This window comes from Streptomyces sp. JLSY215 (assembly GCF_059682825.1).
The window spans coordinates 8254857-8280232 of sequence record NZ_CM185022.1; the positions used below are offsets into that span (position 1 = coordinate 8254857).

The window sequence follows — 25376 nt, forward strand, 5'->3', positions numbered from 1 at the left end:
CCCCGTTGTGGTGGTCCGCTCTCACTGAGAACTCAACTGATTGAGCCGCGGCCCTGACGGGCCGCGGCAGCCGTCGTCAGCCCCGCAGCCGGCCCATCCAGGCTTCCACCTCGTCGGCGGCCCGGGGGAGGTCGGCCGAGAGGTTCTCATTGCCCTCGTCGGTGACCAGGATGTCGTCCTCGATCCGGATACCGATGCCGCGGAACTCCTCGGGCACGGTCAGGTCGTCCGACTGGAAGTACAGACCCGGCTCGACGGTCAGCACCATTCCCGCTTCCAGCGTGCCGTCCACGTACAGCTCGGTGCGGGCCTTCGCGCAGTCGTGCACGTCCAGGCCGATCATGTGGCCCGTGCCGGCCAGCGTCCAGCGGCGGAACAGCCCGAGCTCGTAGGCCTCGTCCACCGACCGGTCGCCGAACAGGCCCCAGGCGGCCAGGTGCTCGGTCAGCACCCGCTGGGCGGCGTGGTGGAAGTCCCGGTACTTGGCACCGGGCCTGACCGCGGCGATACCGGCCGACTGGGCCTCGTACACCGCGTCGTACACCTTGCGCTGGACCGGCGTGAAGCGGCCGTCGACCGGCAGGGTGCGGGTGACGTCGGCGGTGTAGAGGTTGCGGCTCTCCACCCCGGCGTCGAGCAGCAGCAGGTCGCCCGGGCGGGTCTCGCCGTCGTTGCGGACCCAGTGCAGCGTCGTGGCGTGCGGTCCCGCGGCGCAGACCGACGTGTAGCCGACGTCGTTGCCCTCGATCCGCGCACGCATCCAGAACGTGCCCTCGATGGCCCGCTCCAGGGTCGGCGTGTCCGTGCCGAGGAGACGCACCACGTCCTCGAAGCCACGAGCGGTGGCCTGGCAGGCGTGGCGCAGGTCGGCGATCTCGAACTCGTCCTTGACCAGGCGCATTTCGGAGAGTGCGACACGGAACTCGGTATCGCGCTCGGCGGTCACCTTGTCGTTCAGGGCGGCCTCGACGGCCGCGTCGTAGCCGCGCAGCAGACGGGTCGGGCCGGTGGCCGCGGTGAGTTGCTCGATCAGCGTGCGGACGTCGCGGCAGGGCAGGCCGAGGAGCCGCTCGTTCTCGGCGAGGCTGTTGCGACGGCCGTCCCAGAGCTCACCGTGGTAGTCGAGGAAGAACTCGCCGGTCTCGCGGTCGGAGCGGGGGAGCAGATAGGCGATCGCCTGGTGCTCGCCGTCCTGACTGGGCTCCAGGACCAGCACGGCGTCCTGTGACTGGTCACCCGTCAGATAGACGTAGTCGGAGGACGGCCGGAATCGGTAGTCCGTGTCGTTGGAGCGGGCCTTCGGGTTGCCGGCGGGGATCACCAGGCGCTCACCGGGGAACAGGGCGGAAAGCGCCGCCCGGCGGCGCGCGGTGTGCGCCGCTTGCGCGATGGGCTCGAGGTCGCGGCGTTCGGTGTCCGCCCAGCCCTGCTTCATGTTCTCGGCGAGCTCGGTGCTCACGCCCGCGTACAGGCCGTTCTTCCGCGTCCTGTTCTCATCCGACTCCTCAGCCACAACGGCCTCCTGAAGCGAATCCGTCACGCACGTTCCTCCTCCATCGCAGACAGCCGGCGTCCCTGTGGGCGACCGACCGGAAAAAACCCTCGAGACCCTTGAGGGAAAAGCACTCGCCCCCGGCAACCACTATTCCGGGCACATGCCTTGAGCCGAGTCGACGGCAGCGACGTGCGGTGAGCCTGGTCGATGCGCGGCTTCCGCGCAGGCCCGCACGGGCTGGACAGTGCCTGACGGGACCCCCTCAAACCCCTTGATGACACGGCCACTTGCCGCAAATGGAACTCTCGCAGACCCCCCTGCACCCCTACTTCATACACATGTCTGAAAAATCGGGGATGCTTTTACGTCATCTGTCGATGGGCCGACCGCGCCGTCCCGAGTAGGTTCTCCCCGCTGTCCGGCAGCCGTCCGCGGGTCGACGAAGTCCCTTACCCGGCAAGCAACCTGATGCACCGACAGCAGACACCGGTCTCGCGGCCGCCGAGCCGGCGCCGGTCAGCCCTCCGTGGCGGCGAGGATCCGGCGGGCGCGCTCCAGCAGGGGCTTGTCGACCATGTGCCCGTCCACCACGGTGACGGAGTCGCCCGCGGCGACCACGGCACGGGCCCACTCCCGTTCGCTCGCGGTCGGCGCGAACCGCTCCGCCACGACGGCGACCTGCGCGGGGTGGATGCACAGCTTCCCGGTGAAGCCGAGCCGGCGCCCGTGGGCGATGTCCGCGGCGAGCGCGTCGAGATCCTTCACGCTGGTGGTGACACCGTCGACCGGAGCGCACAGCCCCGTCGCCGCCGATGCCGAGACCAGCCGGGAACGGGCATACGCGAGTGCCGCGTGGTCGTCGTGGGCGACCCCGAGCTGCCCGGCGAGGTCGACGTTGCCGAGGGCTACGCGTACCGCACCCGGGGTGGCGCACACCTCCACGGCCCGCTCGATCCCGGCCGCCGTCTCGACCAGCGGGATCAGCGGGACCAGGGATGACGCCCCGGCGGTACGGGAGGCCAGGTCCGCGAGCACGGAGGGGTCCTCGGCCTTGGGCACCATCACGGGCATGCCGCACCCGGACGCCATCGCGAGATCGTCGTCACACCAGGGCGTGCCGGGCGCGTTGATCCGGACCAGGGCGCTGTTGCCCGCGCCGAGCCAGGCGGCGACATGGTCGCGCGCGCGACGCTTGTCCGGCGCCGCGACCGCGTCCTCCAGATCGACGATGACCACGTCCGCGCCGGTGGCGACGGCCTTGTCGAACCGGTCCGGCCGGTCCCCGGGCACGAACAACAGGCTGCGGGCCGTTTCGAGCCGGCTCACGGACATGCTCATCCGAACGTCACCCCCGCCGTCGCGAGGCGCTCGTACGGGATCGCTCCGGTGGGTGTGATCTGCATGACCTCTCCTCGACGACTGACTCAAGGACTCAAGGACTCAAGGACTCAAGGACTCAAGGACTCCATCATGTTCGGTGAAGGGCGGCGCTGCACAATTCCGTACGGTCGGCAGCGCCCCGGGCGCGCCGGGCCGAGCATCGGCGCCATCGGGAACATAGCGCGAGGACCGGTGACCCGCCGACTTCGCCAAAGCCCGTCCGTTCAATCCCCTGGAGCGGCTGATGTTTTCGGCGGCGGCGCGCGATGCGTCGCCGGCGCGGCACATGCATCGGTTTGCCTCCCGCCTGATCGGTCCGCTGCGTTTCCTGAACCCCGTGGCAGTGGCCAAGGCGTCGGCCGTCAACCTCAGACATCGCAGGACGGCCGCAGCACCCGCACACCTGTCACACACCGGGTCCTGACCCACTCCCCTCCCACTGCCCTCCCACTCCACTCGCTCTCGGCAGCTTCCGTAGAGAGGAACAAGGAACACTGCACCGCTCCGGGGGCGGTGGGGGCCGATAGGCCAGGCCTACCAGGTGATCCGCAGCTCGGCGAAGCCGCCCGACAACTGGCCCTCCTTCAGGCGCAGCTGCTCCACCGGGAGTTCCGGGCGCAGCTCCGGCAGACGGGTGAACAGCTTGGTGAACATCGTCCCGAGCTCCAGGCGCGCGAGGGGGGCGCCGATGCAGTGCCAGATGCCGTGGCCGAAGGACAGATGCGGATTGGGGGCCCTTGTGGCGTCGAATTCCTCCGGCGCCGTGAACGCCCGCTCGTCGAAGTTGGGCAGGCCGAGGTCGAACAGGACCAGGTCACCGGTCCGTATCGTCACCCCGCCGAATTCCATGTCCTCGCTGGCGTAGCGCGGCGGCAGGACCGACCCGCCGGCCCGGGCGGTCCGCAGCACTTCCTCCACGGCACGCGTCATCACGTCGGGGTCGGCCAGTGCTGCCGCGCGCTGACCGGGGTGGGCGGCCAGCAGCACCACACCGTTGTCCATGATGCTCGCGACGCTGTCCAGCCCGGCGAACAGCAGCCCCATGGCCAGGTGTGCCACGCGGTCCTCGGGCAGCTCGCCGTCGTTCAGCCGGGAGATGATGTCGGGGCCGGGCTCGGCACGCTTGTGCTCGACCAGCCCGGCCACGTACGCGAGCAGGTCGCGCTGTGCCCGTGCGGCGCCCTCGCGGTCGTCCAGCTTGGCGATGCCCGCCAGCAGTGTGGTCAGCTCCGTACGGCGCTGCGGCGGCACTCCGATGACCTCGCAGAGGACCGTCAGGGCGAACGGCACGGTCAGCTCGCCGTGCAGGTCGCCGGGAGGTCCCTGGGCGATGAATGAGTCCAGCAGGGTGTTCGCGGCCTCCTCCACCTTCGGCTTCATCTCCTGCACGCGCCGGGCCGAGAACAACGGTGTGAGCAGGCGGCGGGTCTCGGCGTGCTGCCGACGCCCGGCCTCGGCGTCGGTGTCGCTGATCAGCAGGTCCAGGAACGGGCTGCGTACGTACCGCGCGGCGGAGGCCGGGTCGGGGTGGGTGCGGCCGATGCGCTCGTCGTGCAGCAGCTGCTTGAGCTCGGCGTGGCGGGTCACCAGCCACGCCTCGTCCCCGGCGGGTGTGCGCACCCGGTGGATCGGCCCCCGGTCCTGCAAGGCGCGCAGCAGCGGGCTCAGCTCCAGCATCTTGGGCGGTTCGAGGGTGAGGCAGGGCAGGTCGTGGGAGGCAGCGGTCACCGGGAGGCCCCTTACGTGTGCTTCGTGATGTGACGTGATGTGACGTGACGGGTGAGGGGTGACGCTAGCTACCTCGGGACCGGGAAATCCCTACACATGGCTCGCCGCGCGGTGGCGGTCGTGCCGACCGGGGAGGGCAGCGTCAACTAGGGAAACCCGCAGTCGACCTTGGGGAAGATGGCGGGGAAACGGTCGGACGTGCGTGTCGGCGCTCTGTGCCCCAGGTCCGGCATTCCCCCGAGCGATTGGCGTCCTGATGTCGAACGAGGAGAAGCTGCGCGAGTACCTCAAGCGCGCGATCGCGGACCTGCACGAGACCCGTCAGCAATTGGACGAGACGGAGGCGAAGCAGCGGGAGCCCCTCGCGATCGTCTCGATGGCCTGCCGCTTCCCCGGGGGCGTCCGTTCGCCCGAGGAGCTGTGGGAGCTGCTGCGGGACGGCGTCGACGCGATCTCCTCCTTCCCCCGCAACCGCGGCTGGGACCTGGACGCGCTCTACCACTCCGACCCGGCCCACCAGGGCACCAGCTACGCGCGCGAGGGCGGATTCCTGCATGACGCGGGCGAGTTCGACCCCGGTTTCTTCGGGATCTCCCCGCGCGAGGCGCTCGCCATGGACCCCCAGCAGCGGCTGCTGCTGGAGACCGCGTGGGAAGCCGTCGAACGGGCCGGTATCGACCCGGAATCCCTCGCGGGCAGCCGCACCGGTGTCTTTGTCGGCACCGGGCACGGAGGGTATGACGCCGAGGGCGGGCGGCGCGCCGACGAGGTCGGCGGGCACTTGCTGACCGGCAATCACATCAGCATCGCCTCCGGCCGGATCTCCTACGTCCTGGGTCTGGAAGGCCCCGCACTGACCGTGGACACGGCCTGCTCCTCGTCGCTGGTCGCCCTGCACCTGGCGATGCACGCGCTGCGGCGCGACGAGTGCGCCATGGCCCTGGTGGGCGGCGCGACCGTGATGTCCACGCCGCAGATGTTCGTGGAGTTCTCCCGCCAGCGCGGCCTCGCTCCCGACGGCCGCTGCAAGCCGTTCGCGGCCGCCGCCGACGGCACCGGCTGGAGTGAGGGTGTCGGACTGCTGCTCGTCGAGCGGCTCAGTGACGCGGTACGCAACGGCCATCCCGTCCTCGCCGTGCTGAAGGGCTCGGCCGTCAACCAGGACGGCGCGTCCAACGGCCTGACCGCCCCCAACGGCCCCTCGCAGCAACGCGTCATCCGCCAGGCGCTGACCGGCGCCGGCCTCACCGCCTCGGACATCGACGCCGTGGAGGCGCACGGCACCGGCACCACCCTCGGCGACCCCGTCGAGGCACACGCCCTGCTGGCCACCTACGGGCAGCAGCGCCCCGCCGACCGGCCCGTGCTGATCGGCTCCATGAAGTCCAACATCGGGCACACCCAGGCCGCCGCCGGCATCGCCGGCGTGATGAAAATGGTCCTGGCGATGCGGCACGGGCACCTGCCCAGGACCCTGCACCTGGACGCGCCCACCGGGCACGTCGACTGGAACGAGGGCAACGCCAGGCTCCTCGCGGAGCCCGAGCCCTGGCCGAGCGCCGGCCGGCCCCGCCGCGCCGCCGTCTCCTCCTTCGGCATCAGCGGCACCAACGCCCACATCATCCTGGAACAGGCGCCCGCCCCCGAGGCCGAGTCCGCCCCCGAGGCCGAACCGGCCCCCGAACCGGCCACCCGGCCGGGCGCGCTGCCCTGGATCCTGTCCGCCCGCACCGAAGAGGCCCTGCGCGACCAGGCCCAACGCCTCGGCCGCCACATACGGGACCGCGCCGGCCTCGAACCGGCCGCCGTCGCCCACGCGCTCGCGGACACCCGGACCCTCATGGAGCACCGCGCGGTACTCGTCGCGGGCGACCGGGAGGAGTTCCTGCGCGGCCTGGACGCCCTCGCCGCGGGCCGCACCGCCACCGGCCTGGTCAGCGGCGTCGCCGTCAAGGCCGCCACCGCGTTCCTCTTCGCCGGGCAGGGCTCCCAGCGACTCGGCATGGGTCGCGAACTGCACGCCACGCAGCCCGAGTTCGCCACCGCCTTCGACGCGGTGTGCGCCGCACTCGACCCGCACCTGGACCGGCCGCTGCGCGACGTCGTCTTCGCCGAGGAAGGCAGCGCCGAGGCCGCCCTGCTCGACCAGACCGCCTACACCCAGGCCGCGCTCTTCGCCCTGGAAACCGCCCTGTTCCGGCTCGTCGAATCCTGGGGCGTGACACCCCGGTTCGTCGCCGGACACTCCATCGGCGAGGTCACCGCCGCTCACGTCAGCGGCGTGCTGACCCTCCACGACGCCGCACGGCTGGTCGCCGCGCGCGGCACCCTCATGCAGGCGCTGCCCGCAGGCGGCGCCATGGTGGCGATCCAGGCCACCGAGGAGGAGATCCGCGTCCAGCTCGCCGGCCATGAGGACCACGTCGCCCTCGCCGCCGCCAACGGACCGGATTCCACCGTCATTTCGGGCGACGAACAGGCCGTCACCGAGATCGCGGCCCACTGGGAGGCACAGGGCCGCCGCACCAAGCGGCTGCGGGTCAGCCACGCCTTCCACTCCCCGCACATGGACGGCATGCTGGAGGACTTCCGGCGCGTCGCCCGCGGTCTGACCTTCCACGCACCCCGCATCCCCATCGTGTCCACGGTGACCGGCGCGCTCGCCGCCGAAGACGAACTGCGCTCGCCCGACTACTGGGTGCGGCAGGTCCGTGAAGCCGTCCGCTTCTGCGCCGCCGTGCGCACCCTCGAAGCCGAGGGCGTCACCACCTTCGTGGAGATCGGCCCCGGCGGCGTCCTCACCCCCATGGTCCAGGACTGTCTGACCACCCTCGACGAGCCCGTTCTCGTCCCCCTGCTGCGCACCGGCCGCCCCGAAGCCGTCGCTCTCACCGAGGGCGTCGCCACCGCCTTCGTGCACGGCGCCCCCGTCGACCGGTCCGCCTTCCCGGGCGCGCCCGGTACCTCCACCGCCGAACTGCCCACCTACGCCTTCCAGCGCCAGTGGTACTGGCTGGACCCGGCCGACCACGACGCGGGGGAGACGGCCGCCGCCGAAGCGGGCGAGGCCGGATTCTGGGCGGCCGTCGAACGCGAGGACCTCCAAGAGCTGTCGGCCGTCCTGGCCATCGACGGCAGTGAAGCGGACTCCCTCGGCAGCCTCCTGCCCACCCTCTCCTCCTGGCGCAGGCAGCGCACCACCCAGGCCGCCGCGGACCGCTTGAGCTACCGCACCCACTGGACCCCGCGCACCGCCTCCTACGGCACCGCCGCCACCGGCCACTGGCTCGTCGTCCTGCCCGACGGCACCACCGAAGAGCCCTGGACCGCCCGCCTCCTGGACGCCCTGCGCGACCAGGGCCTGCACACCGACGTACGCGAACTGCCCGACACCCCCGAACCCCTCGCCCGGCCCGACACCCCCGTCGACGGCGTGCTGTGTCTGCTCGCCCTCGACGAGCGGCCCCACCCGCACCTGCCCTCCGTACCCCGCGGCTTGGCCGCCACCACCACACTGCTGCGTGCCCTGGAGAGTGCGGGCATCCAGGCACCGCTGTGGTGCGTGACCCGTGGCGCCGTCGCCGTCGACCGGCACGAGACGCTCAAGAGCCCGTTACAGGCACAGATATGGGGCCTGGGCCGCGTGGCCGCCCTGGAGTCCCCGCAGAGCTGGGGCGGGCTCATCGACCTCCCCGACAACCTGGACGGGCGGGCCGTCTCCGCGCTGCTGAGCACCCTCGTATCGGACGAAGACCAGGTGGCGATCCGCCCGGCCGGGGTCTTCGCCCGCCGCCTGGAACGGATCACACCCGGCGGCGACACCGGTGCCCGGTGGAGCACCCACGGCACCGTCCTGGTCACCGGCGGCACCGGTGCCCTCGGCGCACACCTCGCCCACTGGCTGGCCGACGCCGGAGCCGAACACCTCGTGCTCACCGGCCGCCGCGGCCCGCAAGCTCCCGGCGCGCCGGAACTCGCGGCCGCCCTCACCGACCGGGGCATCAAGGTCACCCTCGCCGCCTGCGACGCCGCCGACCGCGACGCTCTCGCGGCCGTCCTCGCGGACATCCCGCCGCACCTGCCGCTGACCGGCGTCGTCCACGCCGCGGGCGTACTGGACGACGGCGTACTGGACGCGCTCACCCCCGAACGCTTCGAGACCGCACTGCGCCCCAAGGCGCGGGCCGCACAGAACCTGCACGAACTCACCCAGGACCTCGACCTGGACCACTTCGTGCTGTTCTCCTCGATCGTCGGCGTCCTGGGCAACGCCGGACAGGCCAACTACGCCGCCGCCAACGCCTACTTGGACGCCCTCGCCGAACACCGCCTCGGGCAAGGGCTCCCGGCCACGTCCGTGTCCTGGGGACCCTGGGCGGGCCGCGGCATGGCCACCGACAGCGACGCCGCCGACCGGATGAGCCGCGACGGACTGCCGGCCATGGCCGCGGCCCCCGCGCTCGCCGCCCTGCGCCAGGCCCTCGCCCAGGGCATGACGCACGTGACCGTGGCCGACATCGACTGGAGCGCGTACGCCCCCGCCCTGACCGCCGTCCGCCCCAGCCCCCTCATCGGCGACCTGCCCGAGGCACGCCGCGCGCTCGGCCCCGCAAGCGGCCCGCGCCGGGAACGCTCCCCCCTGCGCGACCGGATCGGGGCACTGCCGCCCGCCGAACAGGAACAGGCACTCCTGACCATGGTGAGGGAAGAGACCGCGAGGGTACTGGGACACCCCTCACCGGAAACCGTCGATGCCCGACGCGCCTTCCGCGAGCAGGGATTCGACTCGCTGATGGCCGTCGAACTGCGCAACCGGCTCGCCGCCGCGACGGGCCTGCGGCTGCCCGCCACCCTGCTGTTCGACCACCCCACCGCCGTCGCGGTCGCCGCCTACGTGCGCGCCGAAGTCCTGGGCGCCGCAGGGCCCGCCACGGTCGTGCGGGCGTCGGCCGCCGCCCTCGACGAACCGGTGGCGATCATCGGCATGGCCTGCCGCTTCCCCGGCGGCGTGAACTCACCCGAGGCACTGTGGCGGCTGCTGGCCGAGGGCGGCGACGCCATCACCTCCATGCCCGCCGACCGGGGCTGGGACCTGGACCGGCTCTACCACCCCGACCCCGACCACCAGGGCACCAGCTACGCCCGCGGCGGCGGCTTCCTGGACGGCGCGGCCGACTTCGACGCGGACTTCTTCGGCATCTCGCCGCGCGAGGCCCTCGCCATGGACCCGCAGCAACGGCTGCTCCTGGAGACCACCTGGGAGGTGCTCGAACAGGCGGGGATCGACCCGGAGTCCCTGCGGGGCAGCAGCACCGGCGTCTTCGCGGGCACCAACACCCAGGACTACGGCACGGTCCTGGACACGGCACAGGACGAAGCCGGCGGACACCGGCTCACCGGCAATGCGATGAGCGTCGTCTCCGGCCGGGTCTCCTACACCTTCGGCTTCGAGGGACCGGCCCTCACGGTGGACACGGCGTGCTCCTCCTCGCTGGTGGCCCTGCACATGGCCGCGCAGGCGCTGCGCCAAGGCGAGTGCTCCCTGGCGGTCGCGGGCGGTGTGACGGTGATGGCCACCCCGTCCTCCTTCGTGGAGTTCGCCCGGCAGCGCGGGCTGGCCCCCGACGGCCGCTGCAAGCCGTTCGCGACGGCCGCCGACGGCACCGGCTGGAGCGAGGGCGTCGGTCTGCTGCTGGTGGAACGGCTCAGCAACGCCCGCCGCAACGGCCACCAGGTGCTCGCCGTCGTACGCGGCTCGGCCGTCAACCAGGACGGCGCGTCCAACGGACTGAGCGCACCCAGCGGCCCCTCCCAGCAGCGAGTGATCCGGCAGGCACTGGCCAACGCCCAGGTGGCCGCCTCCGAAGTCGACGCCGTGGAGGCCCACGGCACGGGCACCACGCTCGGCGACCCGATCGAGGCCCAGGCGCTGCTGGCCACCTACGGCCAGGAGCGGCCGCCGGAGCGGCCGCTGCTGCTCGGCGCGGTGAAGTCCAACCTCGGGCACACCCAGGCCGCCGCCGGTGTGGCGGGCGTGATGAAGATGGTGCTGGCGATGCGGCACGGCGTGCTGCCGCGCACCCTGCACATCGACGAGCCCACCGGGCATGTCGACTGGACCGCGGGCGCGGTCGAGCTGGTCACCGAGCACACGGACTGGCCCGAGACCGGCCACCCCCGCCGCGCCGCGGTCTCCGCGTTCGGCATCAGCGGCACCAACGCGCATGTCGTGCTGGAACAGCCCCCCGCCGAACTGCCCTCGGCCCCGGAGCCCGAAGCGCCCGCCACCGCTCCCGACGGCACGCCCGCCGCCACCGACGGGACGGCGCCGCTGCTGCTCTCCGCCAAGAGCGAGAGCGCCCTGCGCGCCCAGGCGGCCCGGCTGCACACCCAACTGGAGCGCGACCCCGCGCTCCGGCTCACGGACGCCGCGTACACGCTGATGACGCGCCGCACGGCCTTCGCCCACCGCGCGGCCGTCCGCGCCGACGACCACGAAGCCGCGCTGCGCGCCCTGACCGCCCTGGCCGCGGGCGCGGCCGACCCCGCCGTGGACACCGGCACCGCCCACACCGGCCGGGACGCCGTCCTCTTCTCCGGCCAGGGATCGCAACGCCTCGGCATGGGCCGGGAGTTGTACGGCCGCTACCCGGCGTTCGCGGAGGCCTTCGACGCGGTCTGCGCCGCCCTGGACGCGCACCTGAACGAGCACCAGGGCCGCCCCCTGCGGGACGTGGTCTGGGGCGAGGACGCGGAGCTGCTGAACCGGACCGCCTACGCCCAGGCCGGGCTGTTCGCCATCGAGGTGGCCCTGTTCCGGCTCGTGGCGTCCTGGGGAGTACGGCCGCAGTACGTGGCCGGGCACTCCGTCGGCGAGATCGCCGCCGCACACGTCGCCGGGGTGTTCTCGCTGGCCGACGCCTGCGCGCTGGTGGCGGCGCGCGGACGGCTCATGCAGGCCCTGCCCGCCGGCGGCGCGATGGCGGCGATCCGGGCGACGGAGGACGAAGTCCTCCCGCACCTGGCGGACGGCGTCTCGATCGCGGCCGTCAACGGCCCGTCGTCGGTCGTCGTCTCCGGCGCCGAGGACGCCGTGCGCACCCTCGCGGCGCACTTCGAGGGGGAGGGCCGCAAGACCAGCAGGCTGCGGGTCTCGCACGCCTTCCACTCGCCGCTCATGGACCCGATGCTGGCCGACTTCCGCGCCGTCGCCGAGGGCCTGTCCTACGGCGAGCCGGAGCTGGCCGTCGTATCGAACGTCACCGGCGAACTCGCCCACCCGGAGCAGCTGCGCACCCCTGAGTACTGGGTCACCCACGTCCGCGCGGCGGTGCGCTTCGCGGACGGGATACGGGCTCTCGCGGCGGAAGGAGTCACGCGGTTCCTCGAACTCGGCCCGGACGGCGTGCTGTCGGCCATGGCCCGGGAGTCGGCACCGGACGAAGCCGTGTGCACTCCCGTACTGCGCAAGGACCGCCCCGAGACGGAGACCCTCCTCGCGGCCCTGACACAACTGCACGTGCACGGCGCCGGGATCGACTGGACCACGTTCCTCGCCGGCCGCGACGCGCACGCCATCGACCTGCCCACCTACGCCTTCCAGCACCAGCGGTTCTGGCCGACCCCCGACCACACCCGCACCGGTGACCTGGGCGCCGTCGGCCTCGAAGCGACCGGGCACCCGCTGCTGAGCGCCGCCGTGGAACTGCCGGACGGCGAGGGTCTGTTGTTCACCACCCGCCTCTCGCTCCAGAGTCATCCCTGGCTGGCCGGGCACGTCGTCATGGGCTCGGTCCTGCTGCCGGGCGCGGCCTTCGCCGAACTCGCCGTCCGCGCCGCCGACGAGGTGGGCTGCGACCGCGTCGACGAACTGACCCTGGCCGCCCCGCTCGTCCTGCCCGAGCACGGCGGCGTACAGCTCCAGCTGCGGGTGGGCCCCGCCGACGAGTCCGGCCGCCGCACCCTGACCGCCCGCTCCAGGGCGGAGGGCGACGGCGATCGCCCGTGGACCCAGCACGCCACCGGCGTCCTCGCGGAAGGGGAGTCAACGGCCGCACCCGGCTACGACTTCCACGCCGAGTCCTGGCCACCCGCCGAAGCCGCGCCCGTCGAACTGGCCGACCTCTACCCGGACTTCGCCGCCCGCGGATTCGACTACGGTCCGCACTTCCAGGGGCTGCGGGCCGCCTGGCGCCGAGGCGACGAGGTGTTCGCCGAGGTCGCCCTGCCTGCCGATGCCGAAGGCGACGCAGCCGCGTACGGACTCCATCCGGCGCTGCTCGACGCCGCCCTGCACGTCGTCGCCTTCAACGGAGTGGACCGCGGCGTCGTGCCGTTCTCCTGGGAGAACGTCGCGCTCCAGGCCACCGGCGCCTCGGCCGTACGGGTCCGGGTCGTCCGGCACAGCGGCGACACGGTCTCCGTGGACATCGCCGACACCACCGGCGAACCCGTCGCCTCCATCGGCACGCTCGTCCTGCGGGCGCTCTCCGCCGACCAGTTGGCGGGCGACGCGGACCCGGTGGGCCGCGACGCGCTGTTCCGCGTGCACTGGAACCCCGTACGCCTGCCCCCGGCCGGGGCCGCGGAGACCGTGGCGACGCTCGGCTCACTGGCCGGCGCACCGTTCGAGAGCTACCCGGACCTGGCGTCCCTGGCCCGGTCCGGTCGCGTGCCGGGTGCGGTGTTGGTACCGGTGGAAGCCGGTTCCGGCGATGCGGCTTCGGGCGATGCGGCTTCGGGCGATGTGGTTTCGGGCGATGTGGTTTCGGACGATGTGGTGGCGGCTACGCACGCCACGGCCGTCCGGGCACTGGACCTGGTCCAGTCGTGGCTGGCCGATGAGCGGTTCGCGGCTTCGCGTCTGGTGTTCGTGACGCGTGGCGCGGTGTCCGGTGCGGATCTGGCGGGTGCGGCGGTGTGGGGTCTGGTGCGCTCGGCAGTGTCGGAGCACCCGGGCCGCTTCGGTCTGGTGGACCTGGACGGCAATGCCGAACTGGCGCTGCTACCAAGGGCGTTGGCGTCGGATGAGCCGCAGTTGCTGGTGCGTGGGGGTGAGGTGCTGGCGGCCCGGCTGGCTCGGGCGCAGTCCTCGCGCGCGGTGAGCTGGGACCCGTCCGGCACGGTCCTGATCACCGGTGGCACGGGTGGTCTGGGCCGTGTGATGGCGCGGCACTTGGTGGCGGAACACGGGGTGCGGAGCCTGCTGCTGGTCAGCCGCCGTGGTCCCGCTGCCGAGGGTGCCGAGGAGCTGGTGACGGAGCTGCGGCACAGCGGGGCCGAAGTGGCCGTCGAGGCGTGTGATGTCACCGACTCGGCCGCCGTGGCCGACCTGGTGGCACGGCACCGGATCAGCGCGGTGGTGCATACCGCCGGTGTTCTGGACGACGGTGTGGTGGAGTCGCTGACGCCGGAGCGGCTGTCGGCGGTGCTGCGCCCGAAGGTGGATGCGGCCTGGAACCTGCACGAGGCGACCAAGCATCTGGACCTGGAGGCGTTCGTGGTCTTCTCGTCCGTCGCAGGCACGATCGGCAGCCCCGGGCAGGCCAACTACGCGGCAGGTAACTCTTTCCTCGACGCCCTGGCGCATCACCGCCGGGCGGCGGGTCTGCCCGCGACCTCGCTGGCGTGGGGCCCCTGGTCCCAGGACGGTGGCATGACGGGCACCCTCACCGACGCCGACCTCCGGCGCATCGCCCGCCAAGGCATGCCCGAACTCACCCCCGCGCAGGGCGTGGCCCTCTTCGACGCCGCGCTGGCAGCCGGTGACGCCCAACTGCTCCCCGTACGCTTCGACTTGGCGTACCTACGCGACCAGGGCGAAGTGCCCCCGCTGCTGCGCGGCCTGATCAGGACCCGCGCCCGGCGCTCCGCGGTCGGCGGCTCGGCCGCGGTGGCCGGTCTGGTGGGACGACTGAGCGGACGCGGAACGGTGGAGCGGCGCGAGGTGCTCCTGGACCTGGTCCGGGCCCAGATCGCGGTCGTCCTGGGCCACGCGAGCCCGGAGACGATCGAGTCGACCCGCGTCTTCCAGGACCTCGGCTTCGACTCCCTGACCGCGGTCGAACTCCGCAACCGCCTCAACAACGCGACCGGCCTGCGCCTTTCGGCCACCGCCGTCTTCGACTACCCCACCGCGGACGCGCTCGTCGACTTCCTGCTGGACGAGCTGTTCGGCGCGCAGGAGGAGGCCGAGCTGCCGGCGCCGGTGGCGTCACCGGCGGGGGCGGCCGACGATCCGGTCGTGATCGTCGGCATGAGCTGCCGCTATCCGGGCGGCGTCGGCTCGCCCGAGGACCTGTGGCGCCTGGTGTCGGAGGGCGTGGATGCGGTGTCCGACTTCCCCACCGACCGCGGCTGGGACGTGGAGAGCCTCTACAACCCCGATCCCGAGGCGCTCGGCACCTCGTACACCCGGTCCGGCGGATTCCTCCACGAGGCGGCGGAGTTCGACCCCGAGTTCTTCGGGATGAGTCCGCGCGAGGCGCTGGCGACCGACGCGCAGCAGCGGCTGCTGCTGGAGACGACCTGGGAGGCCATTGAGCGGACGGGCATCGACCCGGTGTCGCTGCGGGGCAGCCGTACGGGTGTCTTCGCGGGCGTGATGTACACCGACTACGGCGACCTCCTCGTCGGCGACCAGTTCGAGGGCTACCGCAGCAACGGCAGCGCGGCCAGCATCGCCTCGGGCCGGGTCTCGTACACCTTCGGTTTCGAGGGTCCGGCGGTCACGGTGGACACGGCGTGCTCGTCGTCCCTGGTCGCCCTGCACTGGGCGGCGCAGTCGCTGCGCTCGGGGGAGTGCTCGCTCGCGGTTGCGGGCGGTGTGACGGTGATGTCCACACCGACGACCTTCGTCGAGTTCTCGCGGCAACGCGGGCTGTCGGCGGACGGCCGCTGCAAGGCGTTCGCCGATGCGGCCGACGGCGTCGGCTGGGGCGAGGGCGTCGGCATGCTCGTACTGGAGCGTCTGTCGGACGCACGGCGCAACGGGCACCGCATCCTTGCGACCGTGCGGGGGAGTGCGGTGAATCAGGACGGTGCGTCCAATGGTCTGACGGCGCCGAACGGTCCGTCGCAGCAGCGGGTGATTCGGCAGGCGCTGGCGAGTGCGGGACTGTCGGCGGCGGATGTGGACGCGGTGGAGGCGCACGGTACGGGTACGACGTTGGGTGACCCGATCGAGGCGCAGGCGCTGCTGGCCACGTATGGCCGGGAGCGGTCGGCGGACCGGCCGTTGCTGCTGGGTTCGGTGAAGTCCAACATCGGTCATGCGCAGGCGGCTTCGGGTGTGGCGGGTGTCATCAAGATGGTGCTGGCGATGCACCACGGTGTCCTTCCGCGGACGCTGCATGTCGACGAGCCGTCGTCGCACGTCGACTGGAGCGCCGGCGCCGTCGAGCTGCTGACCGCTGAGGCCGAGTGGCCGCAGGGCGAGGGGCCGCGCCGTGCGGGCGTTTCCTCCTTCGGCGTCAGTGGGACGAACGCGCATGTGATCCTGGAGCAGCCCGTACCGGACGCGGCCGACGCCGTACCGGACGCCCCGGTGACCGAGCCCGGCGCGTCGGCATGGGTGCTCTCCGGACGGAGCGAAGCCGCCCTGCGCGGCCAGGCGGCACGCCTGCTGTCCCTGGTCGCCGGCAGTGCCGCGCTGTCCGCGCGGGACATCGGCCACTCGCTGGTGACCGGGCGGTCGAGCTTCGCCCACCGTGCGGTGGTGTGGGGCCAGGACCGCGACGCACTGGTGCGTGCCCTGTCCGCACTCGCGGTGGGCGAGGCCGACGCCGGTCTGGCGGAGGGCTCGTCCGGCCCGGGGAGGACCGCGTTCCTGTTCTCGGGCCAGGGATCGCAACGCCTGGGCATGGGACGGGAGTTGTACGGCCGCTACCCGGTGTTCGCGGAGGCTTTCGACGCCGTGTGCGCGGCCTTGGACGAGCACCTGGACCGCCCCCTGCGGGACGTGGTCTGGGGTGAGGACGCGGAGCTGCTGAACCGGACCGCGTACGCCCAGGCCGGGCTGTTCGCGATCGAGGTGGCGCTGTACCGACTGGCGGAGTCGTGGGGCGTACGCCCGGACTTCGTGGCCGGGCATTCGCTCGGTGAGGTCGCCGCCGCCCACGTGTCGGGTGTCTTCTCCCTCCCGGATGCCTGTGCGCTGGTGGCGGCCCGAGGCCGGCTGATGCAGCAACTGCCTTCGGGTGGAGCGATGATGGCGATCCGGGCGACGGAGGACGAGGTCCTTCCGCATCTGGTGGACGGCGTCTCGCTCGCGGCGATCAACGGCCCGTCGTCGGTCGTGATCTCGGGCGCCGAGGACGAGGTACTCGCCCTCGCGGCGCACTTCGAGGGGGAGGGCCGCAAGACCGGCAGGCTGCGGGTCTCGCATGCCTTCCACTCGCCGCTCATGGAGCCGATGCTGGAGGAATTCCGCGCGGTGGTGACCCGGCTGTCCTTCGGCACGCCGACGATCCCCGTCGTGTCCAACCTGACGGGCCGCCTCGCCGAGCCCGAACAGCTCGCCCACGCCGACTACTGGGTCCGGCACGTCCGCGAGGCAGTGCGTTTCGCGGACGGGATCGAGGCGCTGCGGGCGGAAGGGGTGACGCGGTTCCTGGAGCTCGGCCCGGACGGTGTGCTGTCGGCCATGGCCCGGGAGTCGGCACCGGACGACGCCGTGCTCGCTCCCGTACTGCGCAAGGACCGGCCCGAGGCGACGGCGCTGCTGGATGCCCTGGCGCAGCTGTACGTCCGGGGTGTGAACGTGGACTGGACGCTGCTGTTCGCCGGAACGGGTGCACGGTGGGCGGATCTGCCGACCTACGCGTTCCAGCACGAGCGGTTCTGGCCGTCGGGCGGCGCGGCGCGCGCGGGCGATGTGCGGTCCGCGGGCCTCGGCTCGGCCGGGCATCCGCTGCTGGGCGCGGCCGTGGAACTGGCGGGCTCGGGAGGCCTGTTGTTCACGGGCCGGTTGTCGGTGTCCGCGCACCCGTGGCTGGCGGACCATGTGGTGCGGGGCTCCGTCCTCGTGCCCGGCACGGCGCTGGTGGAACTGGTACTGCGGGCGGCCGACGAGGTCGGCTGTGATCTCCTGGAGGAGCTGACGCTCGCCGCACCGCTGGTGCTGCCCGCGTCGGGCGCCGCGATCCAGGTGCAGGTATGGGCGGGCGAGCCCGATGAGGCGGGCCGTCGGCCGGTCTCGGTCCATGCACGTGAGGGCGAGGGCCCATGGACGCTGCACGCCAGTGGTGCGGTGACCTCGGGCGCCGAAGCGAGCTCCTTCGACGCCACCGTATGGCCGCCAAAGGGTGCGGAGCCCGCGGAAGTGGCGGACTGCTACGACGCACTCGCCGATGCCGGGCTCACGTACGGCCCGGCCTTCCACGGCCTGCGGGCGGCCTGGAAGCTCGGTGGGGACGTCTACGCCGAGGTGCGGCTCCCCGAGAGCACCGACGGCGACGCATACGGTCTGCATCCCGCGCTCTTCGACGCCGCGCTGCACGCGTCGGCGCTGGGCGGCGCGGAAGCGGGCGGAGTCCCGTTCTCCTGGACCGGAGTGTCCCTGCACGCGTCCGGCGCCTCGCACCTCCGCGTCCGCATCCGCGAAGCGGGCGGCGGCGCGCTGTCGGTCGCGATCGCGGACACGTCCGGTGCGCCGGTCGCATCGGTGGAGTCGCTGGTGGTACGTCCGCTCGCGGCCGGGCAGTTGTCGGCCGCCGACCGGGACGCCCTCTTCAAGGCCGACTGGGTCCCCGTACCGCTCCCGGACGAGCGCGTCGAGCTGGGCACCGGCCCGGAGGGCGCGCCGCTGCGCACGTCCGCGGAGCTGGATTCCCTGAAGGGCGCGGCGGCCGTGCCCGGGACGGTCCTGGTCGCGCCGCCGTTCGGCACCGGTGGGACGGTGGAGTCCGTACACGCCGCGACCGCCTGGGCGCTGGAGATGGTGCAGTCGTGGCTGGCCGACGACCGGTTCGCCGGCTCGCGCCTGGTGTTCGTCACCCGCGGGGCGGCCTCCGGCGCGGATCTCGCGGCGGCTGCCGTCCGGGGCCTGGTGCGCTCGGCGGTGTCGGAGCACCCGGGTCGCTTCGGCCTGGTGGATTTGGACGGTGATGCTGAAGTAGCGCTCGTGCCAGGTGCGCTCGCGACCGACGAGCCCGAACTGCGGGTGCGTGGCGGTGAGGTGCTGGCGGCCCGGCTGGTTCGGGTGCAGTCCCCGCACACGATGAACTGGGACCCGTCCGGCACGGTGCTGGTCACCGGTGGCACGGGTGGCCTGGGTCGTACGGTCGCCCGGCACTTGGTGGTCGAACACGGGGTGCGGAGTGTGCTGCTGGTCAGCCGCCGTGGTCCCGCTGCCGAGGGGGCCGAGGAGCTGGTGACGGAGCTGCGGGGTAGTGGTGCAGATGTGGCCGTCGAGGCATGCGACGTGTCCGACGCGGCCGCCGTGGCCGACCTGGTGGCACGGCACCGGATCAGCGCGGTGGTGCATACGGCCGGTGTCCTGGATGACGGTGTGGTGGAGTCGCTGACGCCGGAGCGGCTGTCGGCGGTGTTGCGTCCGAAGGTGGATGCGGCGTGGAACCTGCACGAGGCGACCAGGGATCTGGATCTGGACGCGTTCGTGGTGTTCTCGTCCGTGGCAGGCACCATCGGCAGCCCCGGTCAGGCCAACTATGCGGCGGGCAACGCCTTCCTTGATGCCCTGGCCCACCATCGCCGGGCGGCAGGTCTTGCGGCGGTGTCGCTGGCGTGGGGCCCCTGGTCCCAGGACGGTGGCATGACCGGCACCCTCACCGACGCCGACCTTCAGCGCATCGCCCGTCAGGGCATGCCACCGCTGACCGTCGAGGAGGGCGTGGCCCTGTTCGACGCCGCGCTCGGCACCAATGAGCCCGCGCCGCTCCCCGTCCGTCTGGACCTCGCGGCGCTGCGGGCACAGGGCGAGCCCCAGCCGCTGCTGCGCGGCCTGATCCGGACGAGGACCCGCCGGTCCGGCGCCGCCGCGGCATCCGGCATTGTGCAGCGCCTTGCCGGGGTGTCCGTGGCGGAGCGGCGCGAGGCGCTGCGCGATGTCGTACGGGCCCAGATCGCGACGGTCCTGGGCCATGCGAGCCCGGAAACGATCGCCCCCGACCGGGCCTTCCAGGACCTCGGCTTCGACTCCCTGACCGCGATCGAACTCCGCAACCTGCTGGGCAAGGCCACCGGGCTGCGGCTCCCGGCAACGACCGTATTCGACTACCCGACCGCCGATGCCCTGGCGGGCCACCTCCTGGACGAGCTGTTCGGCGCGGAGCCGGAGACGAAGACGCCCCTCCCGGTGTCCGCCCTGCCGTCTCTGGCGGACGATCCGGTCGTGATCGTCGGCATGAGCTGCCGCTTCCCCGGCGGCGTCGCCTCGCCGGAGGACCTGTGGCAGCTGGTGGCGGACGGCGTGGACGCCGTCTCCGATTTCCCGACCGACCGAGGCTGGGAGATCGACGAGACCTATGACCCCGAGCGGGAGGGCGCCATCGCCACCCGCTCCGGTGGATTCCTCCATGACGCGGCGGAGTTCGACCCCGAGTTCTTCGGGATGAGTCCGCGGGAGGCACTGACGACCGACGCCCAGCAGCGGCTGCTGCTGGAGACGACCTGGGAGGCGCTGGAGCGCGCCGGTATGGACCCGGCCACGCTGCGCGGCAGCCGTACGGGCGTCTTCGCCGGCGTGATGTACCACGACTACTCGACGCTGCTCTCCGGGCGCGAGTTCGAGGGCTACCAGGGCAGCGGCAGCGCAGGCAGTGTCGCCTCGGGCCGGGTCTCGTACACCTTCGGTTTCGAGGGTCCGGCGGTCACGGTGGACACGGCGTGCTCGTCGTCCCTGGTCGCCCTGCACCTGGCAGCACAGTCGCTGCGCTCGGGGGAGTGCTCGCTGGCGCTCGCGGGCGGTGTGACGGTGATGTCCACACCGCTGACCTTCGTGGAGTTCTCCCGCCAGGGCGGACTGTCCGGGGACGGCCGCTGCAAGGCGTTCGCCGATGCCGCCGACGGCGTCGGCTGGGCCGAAGGCGCCGGAATCCTGGTGCTGGAGCGCTTGTCCGACGCACGCCGCAACGGACACCGCATCCTGGCGACCGTGCGGGGCAGTGCGGTGAATCAGGACGGTGCGTCCAATGGTCTGACGGCGCCGAACGGTCCTTCGCAGCAGCGGGTGATTCGGCAGGCGCTGGCGAGTGCGGGCCTGTCGGCGGCTGATGTGGACGCGGTGGAGGCGCACGGTACGGGCACGACGTTGGGTGACCCGATCGAGGCGCAGGCGCTGCTGGCCACGTATGGCCGGGAGCGGTCGGCGGACCGGCCGTTGCTGCTGGGTTCGGTGAAGTCCAACATCGGTCATGCGCAGGCGGCTTCGGGTGTTGCGGGTGTCATCAAAATGGTGCTGGCGATGCACCACGGTGTCCTTCCGCGGACGCTGCATGTCGACGAGCCGTCGTCGCACGTCGACTGGAGTGCCGGTGCCGTCGAGCTGCTGACCGCTGAGGCCGAGTGGCCGCAGGGTGAGGGGCCGCGCCGTGCGGGCGTTTCCTCCTTCGGCATCAGTGGGACGAACGCGCACGTCATCCTGGAGCAGCCCGAACCGGTCGCGGCCGAAACGGAATCGATCACGCCCGACACCGCGCCGGATGCCGCCGAGGACGATCCGGCCGGTTCCGGGACGCCGGTGCCGGTACTGCTGTCCGGCCGGAGCGCATCGGCGCTGCGGGCGCAGGCAGCACGACTGCTGTCCCGTCTCGACGGCGATCCGGGGCCGCGGATCACGGATGTCGCCCACTCACTCGCGACGGGCCGCTCGGCCTTCCAGCACCGCGCGGTGATCCTCGCCGCGGACCGAGCGGACCTGCTGCACTCGCTGTCCGCCCTGGCCGAGGGTCGCACCGAGGTGCCGGCCGTCGTAGCGCAGGACCGAGCCCGCTCGGGCAAGCTGGCCTTCCTGTTCTCGGGCCAGGGATCGCAACGCCTCGGCATGGGCCGGGAGTTGTACGACCGCTACCCGGCCTTCGCAGCGGCCTTCGACGCGGTGTGCTCCGCCCTGGACGCGCACCTGAACGAGCACTTGGACCGCCCCTTGCAAGACGTCATCTGGGGCGAGGACGCGGAACTGCTGAACCAGACCGCGTACACCCAGACGGGTCTGTTCGCCATCGAGGTGGCCCTGTTCCGTCTGCTGGAGTCCTGGGGCGTACGTCCGGACCACCTGCTGGGGCACTCCATCGGAGAAATCGCCGCGGCGCATGTGGCGGGCGTCTTCTCCCTCCCGGACGCCTGTGCCCTGGTGGCGGCCCGAGGCCGTCTGATGCAGCAACTGCCGCCGGGCGGAGCGATGATGGCGATCCGGGCCACAGAGGACGAGGTACGTCCGCACCTCACGCAGAAGGTGTCCCTCGCGGCGATCAACGGCCCCTCGTCGGTCGTGGTCTCCGGCGCCGAGGACGAGGTACTCGCCCTCGCGGCGCACTTCGAGGGTGAGGGGCGCAAGACCAGCAGGCTGCGGGTCTCGCACGCCTTCCACTCGCCGCTCATGGAACCGATGCTGGCCGACTTCCGGGCCGTCGCCGACGGCATGACCTACGCCGTGCCGCGCATCCCCGTGGTCTCGAACGTCACCGGCCGGCCCGCCACCGCGGAACAGCTGTGCTCCGCCGAGTACTGGGTCAGCCACGTACGCGAGGCCGTACGGTTCGCCGACGGGGTCGGCGCGCTCCGCGAGCAGGGCGTCTCGGCGTTCCTGGAGCTCGGCCCCGACGGCGCCCTCTCCGCGCTCGCCGCCGAATCCGCCGCCGACGAGTCCGTACTGGCCCCCGTACTGCGCAAGAGCCGCCCCGAGGCACCAGTACTGCTCACGGCCCTGGCACGACTGCACGCCCACGGCACCCCGGTCGACTGGTCCGCCGCCTTCGCCGGCACGGGTGCGCGGTGGGTGGACCTGCCGACGTACGCGTTCCAGCGCGAACGGTTCTGGCCGTCGGGCGGGGCGGCGCGTGCGGGCGATGTGCGGTCCGCGGGCCTCGGCTCGGCCGGGCACCCGTTGCTGGGCGCGGCCGTGGAACTTGCCGGATCGGGTGGCATGCTGTTCACCGGGCGGCTGTCCCTGACCTCGCACCCGTGGCTGGGGGATCACGTGGTGCTGGGCTCCGTACTGGTGCCCGGCACGGCTCTCCTGGAACTGGTGCTGCGCGCGGCCGACGAGGTGGGCTGCGCTGCGGTGGACGAACTGACGCTCGCCGCGCCACTGGTCCTGCCCGCGTCGGGCGCCGCGATCCAGGTACAGGTATGGGTGGGCGAGCCCGATGAGGCCGGCCGCCGGCCGGTCTCGGTCCATGCACGTGAGGGCGAAGGCACATGGACGCCGCACGCCAACGGCACCCTGACGCCGGCCGCCGGGACGGTGCCGTTCGATGCCGCGGTATGGCCCCCGAAGGGTGCCGAGCAATTGGACGCGGCCGGCTGCTACGAGCGGTTCGCGGACGCCGGATTCGCGTACGGCCCGGTGTTCCAGGGCCTGCGGGCGGCCTGGAAGCTCGGCGAGGACATCTACGCCGAGGTCAAACTCCCCGAAGGAACGGACGGCAACGCCTACGGCCTGCACCCCGCACTGTTCGACGCCGCGTTGCACGCAGCGCTCCTCGGCGGCGAGGGGACGGACGAAGGAGCCGTCCCCTTCTCCTGGAACGGAGTGACACTCCACGCCACCGGCGCTTCCCAGGTGAGGGTACGCATCCGTCCCACCGAAAGCGGTGCGTCGATCGCCATCGCGGACACCGCCGGTGCGCCGGTCGCCTCGGTGCAGTCCCTGACCGCACGTCCGATCACCGCCGGGCAGTTGCAGACCGGCGACCGAGATGCCCTCTTCAAGGTCGACTGGACCACCCTCCACCTCACGGACGGGCCCGCGAACTCCCTCGCCCTGCTCGGCAAGGACACCGAGGGTACCCTCAACGCACTCTCCCTCCGGCCCCACGCGGACCTCGACGACCTCGCGGCGACGGGCGCCCACGACACCGTGCTCGCCCCGCTGCCCGCCGAGGGCGCCGGAACGGTGGAGTCCGTCCATGCCGCCACGGCAGGGGCGCTGGACCTGGTCCAGTCGTGGCTGGCCGATGAGCGGTTTGCGGCTTCGCGTCTGGTGTTCGTGACGCGTGGTGCGGTGTCCGGTGGGGATCTGGCGGGTGCGGCGGTGTGGGGTCTGGTGCGTTCGGCGGTGTCGGAGCACCCGGGTCGCTTCGGTCTGGTGGACTTGGACGGTGATGCTGAAGTAGCGCTCGTGCCAGGTGCGCTCGCGACCGACGAGCCCGAACTGCTGGTGCGTGGGGGTGAGGTGCTGGCGGCCCGGCTGGTTCGGGTGCAGTCCCCGCACACGATGAACTGGGATCCGTCCGGCACGGTCCTGGTCACCGGTGGCACGGGTGGCTTGGGTCGTACGGTCGCCCGGCACTTGGTGGCCGAGCACGGGGTGCGGAGTGTGCTGCTGGTGAGCCGCCGTGGTCCCGCTGCCGAGGGGGCCGAGGAGCTGGTGACGGAGCTGCGGGGTAGTGGTGCAGATGTGGCCGTCGAGGCATGCGACGTGACCGATGCGGTGGCGGTGGCCGACCTCATCGCTCGCCATGCGCCCACGGCCGTGGTGCATACGGCCGGTGTCCTGGATGACGGTGTGGTGGAGTCGCTGACGCCGGAGCGGCTGTCGGCGGTGTTGCGTCCGAAGGTGGATGCGGCGTGGAACCTGCACGAGGCGACCAGGGATCTGGATCTGGACGCGTTCGTGGTGTTCTCGTCCGTGGCAGGTACCTTCGGTAGTGCGGGTCAGGCCAACTACGCAGCGGGCAACGCCTTCTTGGATGCCCTGGCCCACCATCGCCGGGCGGCGGGTCTTGCGGCGGTGTCGCTGGCGTGGGGTCCCTGGTCCCAGGACGGTGGCATGACCGGCACCCTCACCGACGCCGACCTCCAGCGCATCGCACGCCAAGGCATGCCACCGCTGACCGTCGAGGAGGGCGTGGCCCTGTTCGACGCCGCGCTCGGCACCAACGAGCCCGCGCCGCTCCCCGTCCGCCTGGACCTCGCGGCGCTACGGGCACAGGGTGAGCCCCAGCCGCTGCTGCGCGGCCTGATCCGTACCCCGGGCCGACGCACGGCGGCGGCCGCGGCGGATGACGACACCGCTGCCGCCTTCGCTCAGCGCCTGACCGGTCTGCCGGCGGCAGAAGGACGCGAAGTCGTGCTGGACGCCGTACGCGGCCAGATCGCGGGGGTCCTCGGACACGCCGGTGCCACGGAAGTCGACCAGGACCGCGCCTTCCTGGACCTCGGCTTCGACTCCCTCACCGCGGTGGAGCTCCGCAACCGCCTGAGCGCCCTCACCGGAATTCGCCTGCCGGCGACCCTGCTCTTCGACTACCCGACGCCTGCGGAACTCGTCGACCACCTCCATGCCCGGATCGCGCCCGAGCCGGCCTTCGGCCCAGAGGCGCTCCTGGGCGAACTCGAAAGGATGGAGAAGGCCTTCGGCGGACTCGACATCACGGAGGAGATGCACGAGCAGATAGCCGGCCGCCTGGAAGTCCTCAGGGCCAAGTGGAACGCCCTGCGGGACACGGCCGCGGCAGCCGGGCACGAGGGTGCCCCGTCCGACGAGGACTTCGACTTTGCGTCCGCCTCCGACGAGGAGGTCTTCGACCTCCTCGACAACGAACTCGGCCTGTCCTGACCTGCGCGGCAGAAACTCAGCGCCCCCCTTCCG

At 72.4% G+C, this 25376-nt stretch carries 4 protein-coding genes; 1 reads left to right on the forward strand and 3 read right to left on the reverse strand.

Annotated features, from left to right (window positions below; translation table 11 throughout):
- Positions 1-76: 76 nt before the first annotated feature.
- The 3 genes from AC5677_RS36635 to AC5677_RS36645 all read right to left on the reverse strand — a co-directional run bounded on the left by AC5677_RS36635 (position 77) and on the right by AC5677_RS36645 (position 4603).
- Complete coding sequence (locus AC5677_RS36635) at positions 77-1513, reverse strand: aminopeptidase P family protein (protein ID WP_497192202.1); 1437 nt, start codon at positions 1511-1513, stop codon at positions 77-79.
- 498 nt (positions 1514-2011) lie between these two features.
- A complete protein-coding gene (locus tag AC5677_RS36640; protein WP_497192203.1) occupies positions 2012-2833 on the reverse strand; it encodes an HpcH/HpaI aldolase/citrate lyase family protein in 822 nt (273 codons plus the stop codon).
- 576 nt (positions 2834-3409) lie between these two features.
- A complete protein-coding gene (locus tag AC5677_RS36645; RefSeq protein ID WP_497192204.1) occupies positions 3410-4603 on the reverse strand; it encodes a cytochrome P450 in 1194 nt (397 codons plus the stop codon).
- A gap of 202 nt (positions 4604-4805) precedes the next feature.
- On the opposite strand from AC5677_RS36645, the gene AC5677_RS36650 reads away from it, so the two are divergent.
- Positions 4806-25343, forward strand: coding sequence for a type I polyketide synthase (locus AC5677_RS36650; protein WP_497192205.1), 20538 nt, complete (start codon positions 4806-4808; stop codon positions 25341-25343).
- The last annotated feature ends 33 nt before the right edge of the window (positions 25344-25376 follow it).